At 42.3% G+C, this 21,515-nt stretch carries 21 protein-coding genes; 2 read left to right on the top strand and 19 right to left on the bottom strand.

Annotation, left to right across the window (positions count from 1 at the left end):
- Positions 1-53: 53 nt before the first annotated feature.
- The 17 genes from QVP40_RS00890 to QVP40_RS00810 form a co-directional block, all read right to left on the bottom strand.
- The gene (locus QVP40_RS00890; protein WP_022066630.1) at positions 54-1,601 is read right to left on the bottom strand and encodes a substrate-binding domain-containing protein; all 1,548 of its coding nucleotides are present in this window, start codon (positions 1,599-1,601) and stop codon (positions 54-56) included.
- A 131-nt stretch (positions 1,602-1,732) separates the two neighbouring features.
- Positions 1,733-1,894 carry a rubredoxin gene (gene rd, locus QVP40_RS00885; RefSeq protein ID WP_022066629.1) on the bottom strand — a complete coding sequence of 54 codons (162 nt, stop codon included), beginning with the start codon at positions 1,892-1,894 and terminating at the stop codon, positions 1,733-1,735.
- A gap of 99 nt (positions 1,895-1,993) precedes the next feature.
- Positions 1,994-2,713: a type 1 glutamine amidotransferase gene (locus QVP40_RS00880; protein WP_022066628.1), complete on the bottom strand. Its 720-nt coding sequence runs from the start codon at positions 2,711-2,713 to the stop codon at positions 1,994-1,996.
- A complete protein-coding gene (locus QVP40_RS00875; protein WP_022066627.1) occupies positions 2,710-4,047 on the bottom strand; it encodes a MurT ligase domain-containing protein in 1,338 nt (445 codons plus the stop codon). The genes QVP40_RS00880 and QVP40_RS00875 overlap by 4 nt, the downstream gene beginning before the upstream one ends.
- 477 nt (positions 4,048-4,524) lie before the next feature.
- Entirely contained in the window at positions 4,525-5,061 is a 537-nt protein-coding gene (locus QVP40_RS00870; protein WP_022066626.1) for a bL17 family ribosomal protein, read from the bottom strand.
- 100 nt (positions 5,062-5,161) lie between these two features.
- The gene (locus QVP40_RS00865; protein WP_022066625.1) at positions 5,162-6,121 is read right to left on the bottom strand and encodes a DNA-directed RNA polymerase subunit alpha; all 960 of its coding nucleotides are present in this window, start codon (positions 6,119-6,121) and stop codon (positions 5,162-5,164) included.
- A 118-nt stretch (positions 6,122-6,239) separates the two neighbouring features.
- On the bottom strand, positions 6,240-6,833 hold the full coding sequence (gene rpsD, locus QVP40_RS00860) for a 30S ribosomal protein S4 (protein WP_022066624.1): 594 nt from the start codon (positions 6,831-6,833) through the stop codon (positions 6,240-6,242).
- A gap of 18 nt (positions 6,834-6,851) precedes the next feature.
- Positions 6,852-7,247 (bottom strand): 30S ribosomal protein S11, encoded by a 396-nt coding sequence (rpsK, locus tag QVP40_RS00855; protein WP_022066623.1) that lies wholly within the window; start codon positions 7,245-7,247, stop codon positions 6,852-6,854.
- Between the two features lie 177 nt (positions 7,248-7,424).
- Complete coding sequence (rpsM, locus tag QVP40_RS00850) at positions 7,425-7,793, bottom strand: 30S ribosomal protein S13 (protein ID WP_022066622.1); 369 nt, start codon at positions 7,791-7,793, stop codon at positions 7,425-7,427.
- A 302-nt stretch (positions 7,794-8,095) separates the two neighbouring features.
- Complete coding sequence (rpmJ, locus tag QVP40_RS00845) at positions 8,096-8,209, bottom strand: 50S ribosomal protein L36 (protein ID WP_003497809.1); 114 nt, start codon at positions 8,207-8,209, stop codon at positions 8,096-8,098.
- A 315-nt stretch (positions 8,210-8,524) separates the two neighbouring features.
- Positions 8,525-9,406 (bottom strand): protease modulator HflC, encoded by an 882-nt coding sequence (gene hflC / locus QVP40_RS00840; protein ID WP_022066621.1) that lies wholly within the window; start codon positions 9,404-9,406, stop codon positions 8,525-8,527.
- A gap of 2 nt (positions 9,407-9,408) precedes the next feature.
- Entirely contained in the window at positions 9,409-10,467 is a 1,059-nt protein-coding gene (hflK, locus tag QVP40_RS00835) for an FtsH protease activity modulator HflK (RefSeq protein WP_022066620.1), read from the bottom strand.
- 467 nt (positions 10,468-10,934) lie between these two features.
- Entirely contained in the window at positions 10,935-11,543 is a 609-nt protein-coding gene (locus QVP40_RS00830) for a hypothetical protein (RefSeq protein WP_022066619.1), read from the bottom strand.
- A 50-nt stretch (positions 11,544-11,593) separates the two neighbouring features.
- Positions 11,594-12,607 (bottom strand): LCP family protein, encoded by a 1,014-nt coding sequence (locus QVP40_RS00825; protein ID WP_022066618.1) that lies wholly within the window; start codon positions 12,605-12,607, stop codon positions 11,594-11,596.
- An 18-nt stretch (positions 12,608-12,625) separates the two neighbouring features.
- Entirely contained in the window at positions 12,626-13,531 is a 906-nt protein-coding gene (locus QVP40_RS00820; RefSeq protein ID WP_022066617.1) for a hypothetical protein, read from the bottom strand.
- A complete protein-coding gene (locus tag QVP40_RS00815; RefSeq protein WP_022066616.1) occupies positions 13,528-14,238 on the bottom strand; it encodes a CpsD/CapB family tyrosine-protein kinase in 711 nt (236 codons plus the stop codon). The genes QVP40_RS00820 and QVP40_RS00815 overlap by 4 nt, the downstream gene beginning before the upstream one ends.
- Positions 14,239-14,267: 29 nt before the next feature.
- On the bottom strand, positions 14,268-14,990 hold the full coding sequence (locus tag QVP40_RS00810; protein WP_022066615.1) for a YveK family protein: 723 nt from the start codon (positions 14,988-14,990) through the stop codon (positions 14,268-14,270).
- A 338-nt stretch (positions 14,991-15,328) separates the two neighbouring features.
- On the opposite strand from QVP40_RS00810, the gene QVP40_RS00805 reads away from it, so the two are divergent.
- Positions 15,329-16,696 (top strand): MATE family efflux transporter, encoded by a 1,368-nt coding sequence (locus QVP40_RS00805; RefSeq protein ID WP_022066614.1) that lies wholly within the window; start codon positions 15,329-15,331, stop codon positions 16,694-16,696.
- Between the two features lie 300 nt (positions 16,697-16,996).
- Here the strand turns inward: QVP40_RS00805 and QVP40_RS00800 are convergent, their stop codons facing one another.
- On the bottom strand, positions 16,997-17,530 hold the full coding sequence (locus tag QVP40_RS00800) for a VanZ family protein (protein WP_022066613.1): 534 nt from the start codon (positions 17,528-17,530) through the stop codon (positions 16,997-16,999).
- A 162-nt stretch (positions 17,531-17,692) separates the two neighbouring features.
- The gene (locus tag QVP40_RS00795) at positions 17,693-19,315 is read right to left on the bottom strand and encodes a phosphotransferase (protein WP_022066612.1); all 1,623 of its coding nucleotides are present in this window, start codon (positions 19,313-19,315) and stop codon (positions 17,693-17,695) included.
- 380 nt (positions 19,316-19,695) lie between these two features.
- Here QVP40_RS00795 and QVP40_RS00790 point away from each other — a divergent pair, with 380 nt between their 5' ends.
- Positions 19,696-21,174 (top strand): nucleotide sugar dehydrogenase, encoded by a 1,479-nt coding sequence (locus QVP40_RS00790; RefSeq protein ID WP_022066611.1) that lies wholly within the window; start codon positions 19,696-19,698, stop codon positions 21,172-21,174.
- Positions 21,175-21,515 lie beyond the last annotated feature (341 nt).

Below are 21,515 nucleotides of genomic sequence, written 5' to 3'. Positions count from 1 at the left end.
AACCCGGAGCTTTGCCATATATTTACGGTAAAGCTCCGGGCTGTTTTATTTTCTTATTTATCGTCAGAAGCGGATTTACTTTTCTTTAAGGTTACTTTTTCCGACGCTTTCTTTTCATCCTTGTCAGACTCTTTTTCCTTTTTTAAATCAGAATCCTCTTTTTCCCCTGAAGACTGTTTTACTGCTTCTTTGTCTTCTTCCCGATCGGAAGCTGCACTTTCCTGCGGAGTCTCTTCGTCTTCTTTCGGAGAAGGAGTAACGCTTTCCTCCGGGACTGGTGTTACGGTTTCCTCAGCCTCCGGAGCTATCTCTTCTTCCTCATAATAACCGTTGTCAATCAGAAGCTCATAATTATCGCCGTCTATTACCTGCGGCTCACAGAGGTACGTTCCGATGATCTTTACACCATTGTCATACTGTTCGTAATCGTTTACCTCCGGATCCTCCTCGCCTGTCAGGTAAACGTGAACCATCTGCTCGCAGTTATCTGCCAGATCTCTGTAATCCATAAAGAGACTGAAACCGATTTTTCCGGATGCCACGGATCTCACTGCTTCCTCCTTACATCCCACTCCTGTGATCAAAGGCCACTGCTCACTTCCGGGAACAATTCCCGCTTCCTCCAGAGTCTCTTCAGCCCCCAGAGCGGCATCATCAAACCCTGTACAGATAATATCCGGAACAGCTCCGTCTTCATAAGAATCCTCAAGGAGCTGGCTCATCCGTGTACCGGCAAGCTCTCTGCTCCACCTGATGATTCCGGTATCGTCAAAGCTGATCTTGCCGGAAGTGCACACCAGGGTTCCGTCATCCAGATAAGGCTGCAGTCCTTCCATAACTCCATTATACAGGAACAAAGCTTCTGTATCGTCCGGAGAACCCATCAGAAATTCAATGGTTCTGGTTTCCTTTTCTTCCTGCACTTCTTTCAGGTTTTCCTTTTTAATGATCTCTTCTGCGATCATCTGTCCTGCCTGACGGCCTCCGAAGGTCGTATAATATTTCACCGCATTGGTATCCATAATAAGATCATCATAGGAAAATACCGGGATCTCTGCCTCTTTTACTTCTGCCAGCACATCCGTCAGTCCATAAGCGTCTACCGGAGTGATAATAAAAGCAGCTACCTGCTGTTCCAGCATTTCCTGTATCTGAGATACCTGTCTGGAAGCGTCTCCCTCAGCATAGGCCAGTAAAGGCTCGTATCCGTCCTCTGCCAGATCCGCCTCAAGAGCCTGAGCATCATCTGACCATTCTTCCTGATCAGGAAGAAGAACCGCGATCTTCACACTTTCTGTCTCAGTTTCCTCCTGAGCCTCTTTTTTATTTTCGGAATCCTCTGCTTCGGATTTCTTCTCAGTTTCTTTTTTATCTTCTTTTGAAGCCTTCTCCGCTTCCTTTTCGGCTTTCTTTTCTTCCTTCTCTTTCTGCTCCTGTTCTTCCTCCCGGGCTTCCTGCATTTCCTCGTCTTCTCCGGTTCCCTCATCCTCTGTCTGGGCACTCTCGCTGGCAGCTTCTGTGGCATCATTTCCGCCGCATCCTGACAGAGCTCCCAAAGTCATAAAAAATCCTATAAAAATAACTGCTGTCTTTTTCTTCATGCTGGCTTCCTTTCTGTTCAGAATTCCTTATATTCTTCTGCAAAAGTCTTACGCTTTTCTGCTGAAACATCCATGTATAAAAAGAAAGGTGTCAAAAGCAGCCTGCTTTCGGCACCCTTCCGTCCGGTTACTTAGTCTTCCGGTACAAATTCATCCTTGCCTACTCCGCAGATCGGGCAAACCCAATCCTCCGGAATATCTTCAAATGCTGTACCCGGCTCGATTCCGCTGTCCGGATCGCCGATTTCCGGGTCATATACATATCCGCATGGCTCACATACATATTTCTGCATAGCTGTTACTCCTTTCAAGTCTGTTTCTGAAACTTATGAAACGGTTTCTGTTCCGTTCCATGGCTTCATTATAACGTCAGTTTTTTTTGATTGCAAGCATTATTTCACAAACCTTCTGTAAATATAATCATTGGCTTCCTTTTCCTGGGTGTCATCCAACGGTTCCAGTTCCAGATCCTCTCCGTATTTCCGCCTGAGGGCCTGAGTGATCAGCCAGTCTGCAAGCTGAGGATTCTTTGGAAGAAGGGGGCCGTGAAGATAGGTTCCGATCACATTTTTATATACAACTCCCTCATATCCTGTCTGTCCGTCATTTCCTGATCCATAAAGAACCTTTCCAAGAGGCTGATTGTTTCCGATAAAAGTCCGGCCTCCATGGTTTTCAAATCCCACTACCGGCATGTCAAACAGATCGCTTTTGAGGACAATATTGCTGATCAGACGTCCTTCCTGCTGTTCTGTATGCATGTCCACAAGCTCAAGACCTTTGAGCATTCCCTGGTCGGTTTTATAATAATTTCCAAGAAGCTGATATCCTCCGCAGATAGCGATCACAACTCCGTTGTTTTCCACATATGCCTTAAAATCTCCCTGAATCTCTCTGAGCTTTTCGCAGACAAGCATCTGCTCCCTGTCTGAACCTCCGCCCAGAAGCACGATATCCAATCTGGAAAAATCAATGGTATCATTCAGCTCAAAGGAAATTGTCTCTGCCTCGATCCCTCTCCACTGACACCGTTTCATAAGACACTGGATATTTCCCCTGTCACCATAGAGATTCAGCAGATCCGGATATAAATGTCCAATAGTCAGTTTCATTTCTGCTCTCCCTCCAGTTTTTTCAGTATATTTCTGGTGGCAAAAAGTGCCGTATAGTTTACAAGTACATAGAGATTTCCTGTGCCGTCCTTAACTCTGTCTCTGATGGCTTTTTCCACATCCGGCTCCAGTACAGAGGGAATATCCACATATTTCAGACGCAGACGCATATCCTGACAGCGGATCCCGCTGACTGTAATGCTCCTGATACTTTCTCCTCCGAAAAGGTCAAAATCCACATCCCACAGCCAGGAAATATCAATTCCGTCCTGAGCATTGTCGTTAATGGCAATGATCACATCCTTTGGCGCCGTATCCTGCATGACAGCAGAAATATTCTGGTTAAAGCCTGCCGGATTCTTGGCAAGGTTCAGGGTCACTCCTGTTCCCTGAATACGGAACTGTTCCATACGGCCGTTTTCCGGATTGAATTTTTTCAGCATATCTGTAAAATGCTCTGCCGAAAAGCCTGCCGTACGCACGCCTGCATAGGCCGCCAGAATATTGTATACATTATAAAAGCCTTTGTAATTAGCTGAAATAAGCCTGTTTTCCACCCGGAAGGAAAGCCGGTCTCCTACCTGTACATCCTCTGCGTCAAAATCAGGTTCCGGTCTTTTAAAGCCGCATTTCGGGCAGACATAATCGCCAAGCTGACTGTAATGGTAAAAACTGTACTGAAGCTTTTCTCCGCATTTTTTACAGAAACGGCCCTCACGTATCTCATTTGTATCATTTTTCATAACGGGCTGGCTGATTCCGTAAAATACACATGGATTGCCGCTGTCCATGGCAAGATATGCGGAAAGTGCATCGTCTCCATTGACGATTACCTTCATGTCCGGAACTGTTTTTATCATAGTTTCCAGAATGTTCATGGTAATATCGATTTCTCCATACCGGTCCAGCTGATCCCGGAAAAGATTTGTCATTACCATATAATCCGGCCTGATCTCCGGAAAAATATACTTTGTGGAAGCTTCGTCTGCCTCAATGCAGGCATAATCTGCATCCATATGACCATTCAGCTTTGCGCCCAGAACAAAAGCTGCCACAACTCCGTTCAGCATATTGGATCCTGTATGGTTACAGATTACTTTCTGGCCCTCTGCTTCCAAAGCTGCGCAAAGCATATTGTTGGTAGTCGTTTTTCCGTTTGTACCGCAGACCACAAAAATATCCCTTTGCACCTCTGATGCCAGCTCTCTCAGAACAGGCGGATAGATCTTCAGTGCAATCTTTCCGGCCCAGGTAACGCCCTGTCTTCCCATTTTTTTGCAGATAAAACCAGCAGCTTTTGCCGCCCATACTGCTGCAATTCTTCTTATATTCATGTATCTGATATCCTCTGTATTTTTTCTTATCATGTCCCCTGTATCCGGATCTATACACACAAAACTGGTTTACATACTCAGTTTTTTATCTGATGTCCCAGCTTTTTCTGAAAATCTCCTGATGAATCCTGCAAATCCCATACAGCATTTTCCGACTGTATATCCACGAGGGATCCGTCTGAAAAATTCTCAGTTTTGTCGTAAATCTTACAGAAGCTTCTGTCCGGTCAGGTTCCTGTGCTTATGATTGTACGATACTTCCATCCATTTATCAACAGAAACTTTGTTCGCAGATGTTCACAGGTCGCTGTCCCGCCAGGTGTTTTGGCATGTATATGACAAAATCCTGAAATATGCGAGATAAAGTATCTGTGCAGTATATTTTTATCTACCAGAAAAGCAGTACGTTACGTACTGAGCTTTCTGGTAAAAAAAGGAGATACCTGCCTGAGCAGATATCCCCTTTGAGATACTGAATTATACTAACTCAATAAGTACTTCCATTGCAGCATCGCCCTTACGTGGTCCGATCTTAACGATTCTTGTGTAACCGCCGTTACGTCCAACGTATTTTGGAGCGATCTCATCGAACATTTTCTTAACCATGTCGATGTCTTTTGTGTTTTTCTTTCTGCCAGCACCTTTAGCCGGTACTTCTTTTACAGGATAGAAAACTTTTGCCATCTGACGACGAGCGTGAAGTCTGGAAGGAGCATCTTTTGTGATCTCTTTCTGAACTTCATCGTATACGGTTTTCTTCTTACCGTCTACAACTTCTTTTACTCTCTTGCCTTCAGCGTCTTTGCGGGCAACCTTTGCAGTTACAGTAACTGTCTCAAAGTTGTCTTTCTCGCGAACAGCCATAGCAATAAGACCTTCTGCGATCTTGCGGATCTCTTTTGCTTTTGCTTCAGTTGTAACGATCTTTCCGTGGTACAGAAGATTTGTTACCTGGTTTCTTAACAGAGCTTTTCTCTGGTCAGATGTTCTGCTTAATTTTCTATATTTTGCCATGTTATTTTCCTCCATCTGCGGGACACCGGGACATGCTTGTTCGGTCTTACTGCCCTGATGCTTTGGCTCCCCGCGGTAATATTCATAAAATGAGTGTATTCTATTCCTCTGTAGGCTGAAGCTGCAGGCCCAGTTCCTTCAGCTTTGCAAGTACCTCTTCCAGTGACTTGCGGCCAAGGTTACGAACCTTCATCATATCCTCAGATGTTCTGTTGCACAGCTCTTCTACAGTATTGATTCCAGCCCGTTTCAGACAGTTATAGGAACGAACAGAAAGCTCAAGCTCATCAATGCTCATTTCCAGAACTTTTTCCTTCTCATTGTCCTCTTTCTCGATCATAACCTCAGCGGTTTTTGCATTCTCAGAAAGATCAATGAACAGGCTTAAATGCTCACTTAATACTTTTGCTGCAAGGCTGACTGCCTCATCCGGATCAAGAGTACCGTTTGTAAATACATCCAGAGTCAGTTTATCATAGTCTGTCACCTGACCTACACGGGTGTTCTCCACAACCATGTTTACTCTGTCAACCGGTGTGTAAATTGCATCTACAGCGATCACACCGATAGGCATATCATCAGTTTTGCCTTTATCAGCGCTTACATATCCACGTCCTCTTGTAATGGTAAGCTCCATTGCAAGTCTGCAGTCCTTACCACCATTCAGTGTGGCGATGACCTGATCCGGATTCATGATTTCAAGATCCTGATCAGTCTGAATATCAGCTGCTGTTACAACACCTTTTCCTTCACACTCAATGTATGCAGTTTTTGGCTCGTTATCAGAGCTGTTATTTTTAATTGCAAGACTCTTCAGATTCATAATGATCTCTGAAACGTCTTCTTTCACACCCGGAATAGAACTGAATTCATGCAGTACGCCGTCAATTTTCACCTGGCTTACAGCTGCTCCCGGGAGGGAAGACAGCATAATTCTTCTGAGAGAATTGCCAAGAGTAGTACCATAACCTCTTTCCAGCGGTTCCACTACGAATCTGCCAAATTTCTTATCTTCGGATATTTCGGTAATTTCGATTTTTGGTTTATTAAAATCAAACACTATAAGGCTCCCTCCTTCTGGAAAGCTGCGTCATACTTTTAATATAGTATCCCCAAACTCCGCCTAAGCTTCGTTTGGGGACCGCATAAAAGCTCAGTTGCACCTTAACCTCTATGCTTTACTTAGAGTACAGCTCGACGATAAGCATCTCGTCTACAGGTACATCAATTACTTCTCTGTTTGGAAGTTCTTTTACAGTTCCGCAAAGAGCATCCTGATTTACATCAAGCCACTCCGGAACAAGTCTTCCGCCTGTTACTTCCAGGATTCCTTTGTATCTTTCGGAACCTTTGCATTTTTCTTTGATCTCAACTGTATCTCCGGCTTTTACAAGGTAAGACGGAATGTTTACACATTTGCCGTTTACAAGTACGTGCTTGTGGTCAACGATCTGACGAGCCTCACGTCTTGTTCTTGCAAATCCCATACGGAAGATTACGTTGTCAAGTCTTGACTCAAGCATAACCATCAGGTTCTCACCTGCCTGGCCCGGCATTCTGTCGGCTTTTTTGTAGTAGTTACGGAAAGGTTTCTCAAGAACTCCGTAAATGAATTTTGCTTTCTGTTTTTCTCTTAACTGTAAACCGTACTCAGAGATCTTTCTGTTTGCACGTTTTAACTGTCTTGTAGATTTTTTATCAATTCCTAAATAGATTGGATCCAGACCAAGAGATCTGCATCTTTTCAGAACGGGCACTCTGTTTACTGCCATTTCAAGCTACCTCCTCAATTAGACTCTTCTGCGTTTTGGTGGACGGCATCCGTTGTGCGGAACCGGTGTTACGTCACGGATACTTGTTACTTCAAGACCGCATGCCTGAAGTGCACGGATTGCAGCTTCACGTCCTGAACCCGGTCCTTTAACCATAACATCAACAGTTTTTAATCCATGGATCAAAGCAGCTTTTGTTGCAGTCTCTGCTGCCATCTGTGCTGCATAAGGAGTAGATTTCCTTGAACCTCTAAATCCCAGACCGCCGGCACTTGCCCATGAAAGAGCGTTTCCTTCATTATCAGTCAGTGTAACGATTGTGTTGTTAAAAGAAGACTGAATGTGTGCCTGTCCGTGTTCAACGTTTTTCTTGACACGACGTTTTGTTGTCGTTTTTTTGGTTGCTTTTGCCATTTTAAAACTAACCTACACTTTCCTTGTTTGTAATATTCTTAAGTTACTTATATCTTTATTAAGGAAGTTCGATTCACTGAATTCATCCTTCGCTTACGCCGGGATTCATCAAGTTCTTTCGAACAAAATGCTTACCAAACTCATGCTGCGCTTATCAGCCTGCATTTGTTAAGTGTTTTATTTTTTCTTGTTTGCTACTGTTCTCTTCGGACCCTTGCGAGTTCTTGCATTTGTCTTAGTCTTCTGACCACGAACCGGAAGTCCTTTACGATGACGGATTCCTCTGTAGCATCCGATTTCCTGCAGTCTCTTGATATTAAGAGCGATTTCACGGCGAAGATCACCTTCTACCATCATTGTCTCATCAATGACAGCGCTGATTCTCTTTACTTCTTCATCTGTCAGATCTCTGACACGTGTGTCAGGATTTACATTTGCCTGCGCAAGAATTTTGTCTGCGCTCGGTCTGCCGATACCATAAATATAGGTAAGGCCGATTTCAATACGTTTTTCTCTTGGTAAGTCTACACCAGCTATACGAGCCATGTACTGTTTCCTCCATCTTCTTTTTTGAAAGCGCTTCTGTCGTATACCACTTGCCGGATGGCAAGGTGAAATGGGGCATACCTGAAAGTCTGCTTTCTGTTTTTAGTTTCCTAATTGGGGTGCCTCGGTAAAACACCCAGCCGTCTTTGGCGTAAGACAGCCTTTCCGAAATTGCAGCTTTGCGCTGCTGTTGCCTCTCGGTATTAGGCAATACATGCTTTGATAAATCAATTATACAAACAGTCCGAACAACCCTTCCGGGTGTATCAAACTGCAGCCGCACGTTTCACAAACTGCCGTCATTAACCCTGGCGCTGTTTGTGTTTTGGATTTTCACAGATAACTCTGATAGATCCTTTTCTTTTAATGATCTTGCATTTCTCGCAGATCGGCTTTACAGATGATCTTACTTTCACTGGAAATCCTCCTCTCGTAATTTAGGCTTGAATCTGCAGTTATAGACGCACTCATAGCGCGTTCGCATTTTATCTTAGCATCAATGTACAGAGATTGCAAGTACTTTTTTTATTTTTTTCCAAAATAATTCACCAAATAATATTCTCCGCAGCCGGATGAATATACACAGGTAATATTCTCCGCAAAGTAAACAATAACACAACAGGCGCCTTCCCGTTTCCACGTTCCGGCGTCTGCTGTGTCTCCATAAAAATCCCGTTATTTATTACAGTAAAACAAACAGTCTTCTGTCTTTTTATAAACGCTTTTACAAATTACTCCACGCTTCCCACATTCCCCTGAAAAATCTGCGCAATTGGCGAATCCGGAGAAAGGATCACTGTTTTGTCCTCGCCCTTCATAGAGTTTTTCAGCGCATCCAGGCTGCGTACAAAGGAATAAAAATCACTTCTTCCCTCTTCGCCATAAGCGCCGGCAAGGATCTTCATATATTCCTGCTCACCCTGGGCTTCCAGGATTTCCGCCTGCTTCTTGGCTTCTGAAATCTGAATGGCAACCTCTTTGTCCGTAGTATTGCGGATCACCTTGGCCTCTGAGCTTCCCTCAGCCTTATAAGTAGCCGCTATATTATCTCTTTCTGAGATCATTCTCTCATAAACAGCTTCCTTATTGTCATCCGGCAGATCCAGCTGCTTGGTATCAAAAAGCATTACCTCTATTCCGTACTGCTCCATATTGTCATCTACAGATCCCATTACCATATCAGCCAGTTCTCCGTCCCGGCTGGTGATCACCTCGTCCTGGGACATACTGCTGATGGCATTTTTTGTCGCGTTATATACTGCGGTATTAATACGGCTTTCTCCGTTTTCTATTGAAGAATTCAGCGTTCGGGCAAATTTCAGAGGATCTGAAATTCTCCAGATCACATAACTGTCTGTGATCATAGTCTTTTTGTCTCTTGTGATAACATCTGAAGGCGCAAGATCATAGAGAAGGGTCTGTTTTGGCAATGTTGCCGTTGTTTCCATTAATGGTACGCGAAGACTGATTCCCGGCTTATCAATCACTCTCTGTACCTTTCCGAACTGACGGATCAGCTTATATTCATTCTGTTTTGTCACTGTAACTGATGTAAGAGCCGCAAATACAGCTACAACACCTGCAGCCACAGCAAGAACTTTCTTACGTTTCATGATCATTCACCTCCCTGTACTGCAGCGTCTGTGGTCTGATTCTGAGCATTTTCCGGCTCAGCTCCGGTTTCCGGCTGCTGTGTTTCCGCTGCTTCTTCACCAGCGCTTTCCCCTGTAAAAGAATCAAGGGGAAGAACTTTCTGGGTTCCGTCTCCATTGTCAATGACGATCTTCATATCCGGAAGTACATCTTCCATGGTCTCATAAAACATGCGAAGCTTTGTCACTGTAGGATTTTTTACATATTCCTCATACATGGCGTTAAATCTTGCCACTTCAGCTTCTGCCTCATTAATTCTGACCTGCTTCTGAGCCTCTGCATCCTGAATGATCTGGTCTGCCTGTGCTTCTGCCTCAGGAAGCTTTTCGTTTCTGTATTTATTGGCATTATTAACAGCAGTTTCTTTGCCCTGCTTTGCTGTTTCCACAGCCTTAAAGGCTTTCATGATCTCCTGTGTAGGCGGCTCCGCATCCTGGATCGTAATGTTCACAAGCTGGATTCCCACATCCTGAACCTCCATTTTTTCCATGATCATTTCTTTGATCTTTGCCTGTATCTCACTTTTTCCCGTAGTCAGCACATCATCTACCGTATAGCTGGCGATCACTGTACGGATACAGCTCTGGGCAATACTTTTCAGAATATCTTCCGGCTGCTGGGACGTATAAAGATATTTTACCGGCTCCGTGATCCTGTACTCCACAAAAAAGTCTACATCAATAAAATTATAATCTGATGTGATCATAATCCCTTCATCTGCGATCACATCATTCGACTCCTGATCATACCCGATAGGAAATCCCTGTATGGTAGTGTTTACCTTATGTACCTGCTGGATCAGAGGCAGTTTAAAATGAAGTCCTGTTTCTGTCACTGCTTTCGGCACACCAAAGGTTGACAAAACCGCCTGCTCCTGCTCCTGGATCTGATAGGTACAGTCTGTTGCAAACAGACCCACAACCGCAACCCCGGCAACGATTGCCACAACCTTTTTGGCATGCTTTCCGGTCTTTGGTCTTTTAGGAGACCATTTCTTTTTCATGTTGTTAAATTCCTCCATCTGTGTCCTCCTTACTGCCCAATCTGATGAACATACAGGTATACCTTAAACTGAAATTTCAATCATATGTCCCCGGGCGGTTTATTGAAAGAAAAGAAAAAGACTTTCATTCCGGACAGATTCATTCTGCCTCAAAACAAAAGTCTTGCTGCTTACTTCATATCGCGGATATCTTTTACTGATACCGTACTGACGCAAATATGTACCTCATCTGAAAACCATTTTATTTTCATCCGATGGCCGCTACTCCCTTTTCTTTGAACGGAATGATATCATATTTTACGGCTGGTTACAAGTACAATTTTAATGGAAACGTAAAATCAGAATATTATCCAAAAAACGATTTTCATTTTTGTGCAGTTTTCCAGTTCAAAAAGAATCTCCCACAGCGTACCAGTCATGCAAAGCATCTGATTTCCGGGGAGATTCTTATTTTAATATTCCAAGGCTAAAATTTCAGTCACTGATTATTCTGCTTCCTCAACATTAGCAAGAACAGCTAACAGAGAAAAGTCTTCCACTTCAAACTCAATTGTCTGTTTTTCGAAATCAACAGCTGTAGGCTCAATGATTTCCCAAATCTTTAACTCTTTATTATAATATAAAATATTAACATCTTTCAGAGTATCTTTCAGAATCGGGATCTGAATAGTAACATCATATTTGCCGTTGGCATTCTTCTCTACAGTTACGCCTTCTTCTGCTTCCAGGGCCATAAAGCCTGTTAAGAAATCAAGATTCTTTTCTTCGATTTCTTTAATTGTTTTTTCAAGTGCTGCTTTTGCTTCCTCATCAGTTACTGTTTCCAGTACGGCAGATAACTTTTCAGTAAAGGCCTTCATATCCTTTGTTCCTTCATTTACCTCTTTAACAAGGTCTGCCATTTCCTTGTCCTCTGTTTCCAGCGTAGTAAATACTTCAGATTCCTCAACCTTGTCTGTAACTGTGTATTTACCAACACTGTCTTCTACAGTTACTACTTTGTCAGTAATACTTGGACCCGCCCATGTGGTTGCAGGGCTCATCAGTACAACTGCGCTTAAAATTCCGGCTAATACTTTGTTTGTTTTTCTCATTGTCGTCTCTCCTTTTAAAATATTTTTTATATAAGATAATGGCATGTCTGCTATTTATCTTCTTTGTAAAAAACAGAATATATCAAATCCTGAAGTCCGTCCTGATCCACATGAAATTCATCATAGTAATCACCCTGAACCCCTTCTCCCGGTACTGTATGCGTCACCGGAGGATTTTTTTCAGTAGCTGTCAGAAACTTTACAAAAATGTCATTTCCCATGTTTGTGACCATATAGCTTCTGAGGCTGTCGTAAAGCCTTGCAACAAATGAGGCATCTTTCTGATACTCTTCCTGGGCTTTTTTCATATATGCCTGCAAAAAACTTTTTTGTCTGTTCTGACGCACCAGTGCGCTCTGAGTCTGGTCAATATCCCGATAGCGCACAAACTGTTCTACATTATCCTTTGTGAGAACAACCTCTGCGCCTTCTGTAAATTCAGGATTCACTTCTGCCAGGCTGTTATCCGGAACCGTAACCTCCACGTTACCGGCAATTTCTGTCATTACAGGAATTGCGTCCATATTAACCGCGCAGTAACTCTGAATATGAATTCCGCCAAACAGGTCAGAAACCGCATCCTCCATCAGTTCACAGCTTTCTCTTTTTCCATCGCCCTGGGCAAACTGGAGATTGATATGGTTTTCCATTTTGCCAAGACTTTTTCCTCCAACAGTAAATACTTCTATCTCTGTTATGGTATCACGGGGAATGGAAATTACATGAATCTGTTCTGTCACCCGGTCCATGGACACAAGAAAGATCGCATCCGCCTGTCCGGTATTATCTGTTTCCTGATTTTCCACCTCACCTCTGGTGTCAATTCCCATAAAAAGGAAATTGCTCAGATGGTCGTTATAAGTGTAAGTTTTTCCCTTATATGTAATGCCGTCTTCCTGCTGATCCATGGATACAGAATTTTCGGATTTTTTCAGATGCGGAGACGCTGTCTGCTTTTTCCATATTCCCGCTCCGAAAACTGCCGCCACGATCAGCACTGCGCATCCTGTCAGAATATATGCGGCTTTCTTTTTTCGATATCGACTTCTTTTTTTTGTCAGCATCCTTGTACACTTCCTGTTTTATTTGCTGATGTAGTTCAGCTCCACCATCTTCTCATAAACCGCCCGGGCCATTGCCGCCTGCGCTTCATATGTGGAAGAAGGCGAAGAAGTGACAGCAGCAAGACTTATGTAATGTTCTTTCCATTTTTCACTTAACGCCGCGTCCAGAGCAGCTGAATCCACGGAACCGTCCAACGGCCGGGTTCCAACTATAATAAACTGCTCCTGATTGGAAAATGTTTTCAGAATATGCTCCTGCTGCTGAGCAAGCTCAGCCGGATCATGATTCCAGCCGCCATAATATCCCATAAATATAACAGGGATATAGTCCAGATCGTCACGGGTAAGGTCTTCTTCCGTAAAATCACGGATTCCTGTTTCTGTAACATAAAGCTGCGCGCCATTGGCTGCTTTCTGATGCTCAGAAATAAAATTCTGAATGATCTGATCATCAACCCCGGCTCTCTTCATCATAGACAGAGTACCTCCGCCCTGAAGTGTCTTATTGACTACCGGAATATTATAACCGTTTTCCTGAAGAAGTTTCTGAAGAACTGTCATATAGGAATACTGCTGTGTATCCTCTGCAGTCAGCAGATCGTCTCCCCAACAGGATATCCCTGCTGTTTTTTCCTTTACAGGTTCCGAAGGCACAGGAGAAAGAGTCGGCGCAGGGGTCGCTGTGACCTCCGCTTCCTGAGCCGCCTTCTGCTGAAGTTCTTTTGCCGTTTCTTCCTGTTTTTTATCTAATTTCTGTAAATCTTCCCTGTCCTCTGCTCTTGTTTCGTCCGCCAGCTTCTCCAGCCTTTGCTTATCTTCCCTTGTCTGGTTTCTGTTCCATACAACAAGTCCTCCCAGAATCAGCACAAGAACTATACATAACAGAGTCAGGCATACATTTATAAGCTTACCATGTCTTCTCAATTTTCGTTCTGATCCTCTTTCATTTTTTCATAATAGGCGGCATATTTTCCACTATAACGAGAATAATACTTGTCTTTTTTCATATCAACCTTGTTGAGAACTGCTCCGAGCGTCCTGCAGCCGCTTTTTTCAATTTGTGCGATTGCTTTTTTAGCCACTTTATGGCTGACTGCTTCACTTTCCACAACCAGAACTGCTCCGTCGCATTTCTGAGCAACTATGGCGGCATCAATAATTGTGCCAACAGGCGGCGTATCAACAAAAATATAATCGTAATGCTCTCTCAGTTTTTTCAGCAGAGTGGAAAAAATCCCTTCCCCAAGAAGAGCTGACGGATTGGGAACCGAAGGACCTGCAAAAATAATATCCAGATTCTCATAATTAGTTGAATATAATAAATCCGCAATTCCTATCTGTCCGCTTAAAAACTGAGATAAACCTGAAACACTCTCTGCCACACGAAACCTGAGAGCATAAGTAGACTTTCTCATATCTGTATCCAGGAGAAGAACCCTTTTTCCTGACGCTGCCATTTCCCTTGCCAGAGAAAATGTAATATCGCTTTTCCCTTCGTTAGGATAGCAGCTTGTAAGTAAGATCGTCTTTACATCCTTGCCGGCAAATTTTATATTTGTCAGCAGTGTTTTAATTGCCTCTTCATAATAATAATCCGTTTTACGGACGTCCTGCATTGAAACTCTTTTCATTATTCCGGTATCTCCTTTCACTCAGGGTATTACTTTTTTCTTCTGTTCTTGTTAATATAGTCCTTTCTATCCGGAACAGAAGCCAAAACCGGAACACCCAGATACTTTTCCACATCATCCTCAGACTTAATGGTATCATCCATAACTGTAAGTACACAGATGATTCCTCCGCAGAGAACAATGCCTGCAAGAAATCCGATCAGAATATTTTTGGTCATGCTTGGAGAGGTCTGCACTGTGGGAATCTTTCCTTTTTCGATGATCTTAGGCGGAACAACTTCCATTTTATCTCCAATATATTCGGAAGAAACCTCAACAACCTTATCTGTGATCTTTTTCGCAAGTTCTCCGTCCGTATTTACTACAGAAACTTCCAGGATTCTTGTATCTACAGGGTTATTGATCGTTATACTCTCTCTGAGATCTTCCGGTGTCATTTCCAGATCAAGCGCATCAATAACATCCTCCATTACACTTGTACTTTTGATCAGTACCTGATAATCTGCTGCAAGCTGTGACCCCAGCTGCAGATCCGCAATAGACGTAAGAGTTGTCTCCTTGGACAAGACCAGGATACTGGACGTGGAAGTATATACAGGATCTATTAAAAAAGCCGTATATGCGCCATACAGACAGCCTCCCAGCAATCCTACTGCAATAATAAGAAAAATCTTTCTCTTAATTGCAAAAAATATTTCTCTTAAATCAATCACATCATCATCGGGAACATTTCTTTTTTCGTTTGTTTCCATTTTTACTCCTTCTAATCCTTTTCCTGCTTCTGATTTCATAAAATATTGCACTGCGAAAACAGTTTCAGCCTATTATCGCATTATTTTCCATTCTATCACAAGTACTGCCCCTTGTAAATCAGGAAAATACCGGAAATTTATATACCTAAAATAAAATTTATATATCCCTCTCAAATTTCTTAAAATCTCATGATATTGTGGTATCTTTTTTATCTTCCATTTCTTTTTCTTATCTTCCCGACGAAACGTTTTCTTTTTATTGAATTGCCCCGATACTTCTGTTATAGTAGTGGACGGTGCAGGTTTTCTGCACACTTTTCGGGTGGGGGAAATAAATTATGAAAACTTCAGCAGATCTTGGAAAAGATCCTGTATCTTCACTGGTGCTGCGTCTTGCCATTCCGGCAATGATCGCCCAGTTTGTCAATGTTCTGTACAGTATTATTGACCGCATGTACATCGGCCATATCCCGGGTACCGGCGCCCTGGCGCTGGCAGGAGTGGGCGTGTGCGGTCCCATTGTGACTCTTCTGTCATCCTTCGGAACTCTTGTGGGATTAGGCGGTTCCATTCTTCTTGGGATCCGAATGGGCGAGGGCAATCTTCCGAAGGCCAGACAGATTCTGTCAAACTCTTTTTTGATGCTGTGCGGATTTTCCGTTATACTGACAGCCGGCTTTCTTTTTATGAAGGATCATCTTCTGATCTGGTTCGGAGCCAGTGAGATTACTTTCCCATATGCAGATACTTATATGACCATTTATACTGCCGGAACCTTTTTTGCATTGATGGCAGCCGGTCTGAATTATTTTATCAACTGTCAGGGATTCCCTGTTGCCGGAATGATGACTGTGCTTATTGGCGCAGTTTCCAACATCATCCTTGACCCTGTTTTTATCTTTTTGTTCCATATGGATGTAGCCGGAGCAGCCATTGCCACTGTTATCTCTCAGATGGCATCCTGTGCCTTTGCTCTGCTTTTTCTGTTCAGCAAAAAAGTCCACGTGCGCATTTCCTTTGGCAATTACAGCAGAAAACTGATGCTGAATATCCTTTACCTTGGAATGTCCCCGTTTCTGATTCTGGCAACAGACAGCATTCTTCTGATTGTCATGAACACGGTTCTTCAGAAATACGGAGGACCGGAACAGGGAGATATGCTGATCACCTGCGCTACCATTGTACAAAGCTATATGCTGCTGATAACATCTCCCATGATCGGTATCAGCGGCGGAACCCAGGCGATCATCAGTTATAATTACGGCGCCCGTCAGACTCAGCGGGTCAAAAAAACAGTACGTACAAACCTGAAGCTGATGCTTCTGTTTACCACATTCATGTTTATCCTTTCCCGTTTTATTCCGGGAACCTTTGTCCGCCTTTTCACCTCCAGTCAGGAATACATGGACTTTTCTGTCTGGGGAATCAAAGTATTTACCATGATGATCATCTCCTTAAGCTTTCAGTATGTGTTTGTAGATGCACTGACTGCCCTGGAACGGACCAAAACCGCTCTTTTCCTTTCCATATTAAGGAAGCTGCTTTATGTTGCAGGAACTATTACCCTTCCGCTGTTTTTCCAGGCTTCTGCGGCATTCTATGCGGAACCACTTTCAGATGCCGTCAGCGCTGTCATCTCTTCCGGAGCCTTTCTGCTGATCATTGACAGGCATCTGAATAAAAGAGAACAGGCAATGATTTCATAGTGGAAATCCTTTCTCATTAATCCACACCCAATATTTCGGTAGTAGAAAGCTTTATCATAGCTACTTAACAGAACCTTCAACCAGCCCACAATACAGGATTATCACTGCCACAGCTATAAGAAGCAAAACGCTGCTGATTAAAATTATTCTGCCCATCTCTTTTATTCCTCCAAACAGAATATTTTCAGCCGTCCCACATAAAATCAGGAGAAACAGACTGTTCATCATAATTTATATGTCAAATAATCACTGATAATACCAGTCTGTTTCTCAAAATACCTTTCGCCATACTTTCTGCTTTTAGTCACTATATTTCTTTTTTACTATGATGTTCACCAAAAAGCAGCCTAAAAGGCATCCAAGGCTGTTGTGAATCATATCGTCCCATTCAAACAACCCCCTTTTAAAAACCAACTGACTGACTTCAATCAACGCTGAACACATAAGTCCTGCTGCAAAAGCATTTTTTAATTTCACTTGATGCCCCATTATCACCGGCAGCAAACATCCCATAGGCATTAATAAAATGCAATTCAACAAATTCTCCTGCAGCAGCCCCATATTTCTGTAAAAAAATATCTTTTTCCATGACCAGAAAGGCATCAGTTCATACTCCCTGTTTCCCGGTTCTCTGGTGAATACTGTAGATCCCAGAACAATCCCCAGGAATACCAGCAGACCCAGGACTGCTGCCGCCTGTATTTTTCTAATTTTATTATCTGCAACTAATACTCCCAGAACGATAACTGCTCCCAGCATAATCAATGCAAATACTATGATTTCTCTTTTAGACCAGGCTCTGTTGTGTGTTATAAAAATATGATAAACATTCATTCAAATTCTCCCCATCGGAAATCAGACCTGACAGCTCCGTACTGCCTTTATTTCAGATCACAATCATGCCTTTCTGTCTGCTCCATAAAATTTTTATGATTATCAGCAGACATACCGCACTATAGCATTCAGTTAAATGCTATTTTCCACCGGGAGCTTACATTAAACATATTTCTTCAAAATATCCTTCATCTCATCAAACTGCTCTTCCATTTCTTTTACCAGTCTGAACTGTGTTCTGGCACGAACCAGATTATGCTCCGGATATGCAGTCCTGAAATACACGTCTCCCTGTAAAAAGTCTGCCAGAAAACGCATACCGCACTCCAACGTCATTAACCTTGCTCCCCATGGAAGGCTTTCGATTTCTGCCGGAGTCAAAACATCTTTTGCCATCTCCAGATACCCTTTCGCATAAATATCATAAAGACTGATATCAAAATGCACCTTGTCCAGATCCGGCTCATCCTCTTCTGCCGTAGATGCCCCAAAACGAATGGAATCTCCAAAGTCATTAGCTGCCAGCCCCGGCATGATGGTATCCAGGTCAATAATACACAATCCCTTATCTGTGTCTGCATCAAAAAGAATGTTGTTAAGTTTGGTATCATTATGTGTAACCCGAAGCGGAAGTATTCCTTCTTCCAGTTGCTTCATTAATACGCCGCAGTCTTCCTGGCGTGAAAGAACAAATTCAATTTCCGGACGGCATAAACGCGCTCTGTTTTTGACGTCTTTCCTCTGTGCATCTTCAAAATCCCGGAAACGTTTTACCGTGTCATGAAATTTCGGAATTGTCTCATACAAGCTCTCCGCCGGATAATCTCCCAACTGTTTCAGAAAATGTCCAAAACTAAGCGCTGACTGATAAAACTGCTCTGGTCTTTCCACCTGCTGATAACATACAGAATTTGGTACATAATGGAGACAGCGCCATGGCTGTCCCTGATCATCCTCAAAATATGTGTCACCACTCTTAGTCTTGATATAAGATAAAGACTCTCTGTCCAGATCTCCGCCGTCCTGACGGATAATATTACGCAGATACTCTGTAACACCAAAAATATTATCCATTACCTGATCCGGATTTTTAAACACATTAATATTGATGCGCTGGAGAACGTAAAGCGGTACATCTTTTCCATCCTGTCCCGGCATATACACAGCATAAGTTTCATTAATATGTCCTTCGCCAAATGGTTTCACATAACTGCACTGCGGTCCGAAACCAAACGCATAAACCGCATCTTCCAGACTACGGCTGTCCACACCTTCAATTTTTCTTCTGGTAGAAAAAATCACCTCTCCTGCTTCAACTTTCTGACCGGCTTCGATTGTACAGTTTGCTTTTACCACACTTCCAAGACCAATGTGTGCTCCTGCACACACAACAGAATCGTGATCCACCACAGCTCCGCTGTTAATTAAAGCAGCACGTTCTACTCTGGTATGTGTATTGACCACTGCTCTCTGCATGACAAAACATCCCGCTTCCAAAACCGCACTTGGACTTACAATCGCAGACGGATGCACAATTGCAGGTACTTCGTATCCCTCTGCAATCAATTTGTCAGTCCAGAATAAACGTGTCTTATTGTTACCAAATGCAGCAACTGCAACCGGATATTCAGAGTGCCTGAGAACATAATCACAGCACATACCAATTACATCATCACTTTTTGCAGCATCATCCAAAAATACTACTTTTTCATAACCTAATGCCAGTGCGGTTTCTTTAATCATCTGGCCGAAACCGCCCGCACCAAGGATCAATAAACTTTTCATTTTTCTCCTTCTCCTGCCTTTTTTCTTTTTATAATACCTATTTTCCTGTCAAATATCAAGTTCTTTACCTCATGAAAGATAATACATCATAATATCATTTCAACAATATCAAATTTATTTTTTGTGTGACTTTTTCATATTCAATTTTTGTCATTGTTATACAGCTTATCATAAAATCTTTTCGCACAAACAATAACTCCCCAAAAATAATCAGCAAAAAAGAAATCGTCACTTAATCATTCCATTATTTATAGCATTAATTATCGTACATATTTTTTGTCATTATTATTGACTTTTTCACGCATTTCTGATAGTATAACATGTGTAAAATATAAAATTATGTGTTTTACGTGATTATTAATGACATCCGGAGGTTTGATATGAAAAAATTATCTTACAAGAAAATGGCCGATACCATTATCGCCCAAAGAAAAGAACAAAAACTCACCCAGGCGCAGCTGGCAGAAATGACCGGAATCCACAGAGGGATGATCAGTAGAATTGAAAGCCTTGATTACATCCCTTCCATTGATCAGCTTCATGCAATTGCAGAAGTACTTAATTTTGAAGTTGTAGACTTATTTGAAGAAACTAAACCAACAGATGATAAACTGGTTCTCAATAAAAAATACAATATAGCAGTTGCCGGAACCGGTTATGTTGGTCTTTCTATCGCTACTCTTCTTGCACAGCACAATCATGTAACAGCGGTTGACATCATTCCAGAAAAAGTAGATCTCATCAATAATAGAAAATCTCCTATCCAGGATGATTACATTGAAAGATATCTTGCAGAAAAAGAACTTGATCTTACAGCCACCTTAGATGGCGAAGAAGCTTACAAAAACGCTGACTTTATTGTGATCGCTGCACCTACCAATTATGACAGCAAAAAGAACTTTTTTGACTGTTCCGCTGTCGAAGCAGTTATTGAACTGGTATTAAAGGTAAATCCTGATGCTACAATGGTCATCAAATCTACCATCCCAGTTGGGTACACCACATCTGTAAGAGAAAAATATAACACAAAAAATATCATTTTCAGCCCGGAATTTCTTCGTGAATCCAAGGCTCTTTATGACAATCTTTATCCATCCAGAATCATCGTTTCCTGTGATGAGGAATCCAGAGAAAAGGCGGAAGTTTTCTCCAAACTCCTTCAGCAGGGCGCTATTAAGGAAAACATTGATACCTTATTCATGGGATTCACAGAAGCCGAAGCTGTTAAGCTGTTTGCCAACACTTATCTTGCGCTCCGTGTATCTTACTTTAACGAACTTGATACCTACGCGGAAACCAAAGGGTTAAATACCCAGCAGATCATCGACGGTGTTTGCCTTGATCCCCGTATCGGAGCCCACTACAACAATCCAAGCTTCGGCTATGGCGGATACTGTCTGCCAAAGGACACCAAGCAGCTTCTGGCAAACTTCAATGACGTACCTCAGAATATGATATCTGCTATTGTGGAAAGCAACAGAACAAGAAAAGACTTTATTGCCGATCAGGTATTAAATATGGCAGGATACTATGATTATTACAATCATGGGGATTATGCTCCAGATCAGGAAAAAAATTGTGTAATCGGTGTATACCGTTTAACAATGAAGTCCAACTCTGATAACTTTAGACAGTCCTCTATCCAAGGTGTTATGAAACGTATTAAAGCAAAAGGTGCGACTGTCATTATCTACGAACCAACCTTAAAAAATGGAGAAACATTCTTTGGTTCAACTGTTGTAAATGATCTCAAAAAATTTAAAAAGAAAAGCCAGGCAATCATCGCAAACAGATATGATTCCTGTCTGGATGATGTAAAAGAAAAAGTGTATACAAGAGATATCTTCAAAAGAGACTAAAGAAGAAAATTTCTATTTTTATAAAATTGAATTTGCGAAATTAATTATACGTTATCGGGCAGAACCTCAAAAAATTGGCTCTGCCCAGAGTAACTAATAACATATCTTATATCAGTTTTTCTGGCGAATATTTTTCCAATATTTTTCTGCCAGTTTCAGCAATCCCATGCAACTTCTGTAGGATTGCTGTTCAATTCTGCCGGAGTTAAGTATTACATCGACAACTTTACTTGTGTTACAAATTATTATTTACGGTCTTAGCCTGAGCAACCAATCTTTACATTTTTGTTTAGCCCCTCTTCTGTAAGCGCAAAATATTGCTACGCTGCCCATGAATCACA

This window comes from Blautia sp. CAG:257, assembly GCF_000433815.1.
Lineage (GTDB): Bacteria > Bacillota > Clostridia > Lachnospirales > Lachnospiraceae > Blautia_A > Blautia_A caecimuris.
This window is presented reverse-complemented; position numbering and strand designations above follow the sequence as displayed.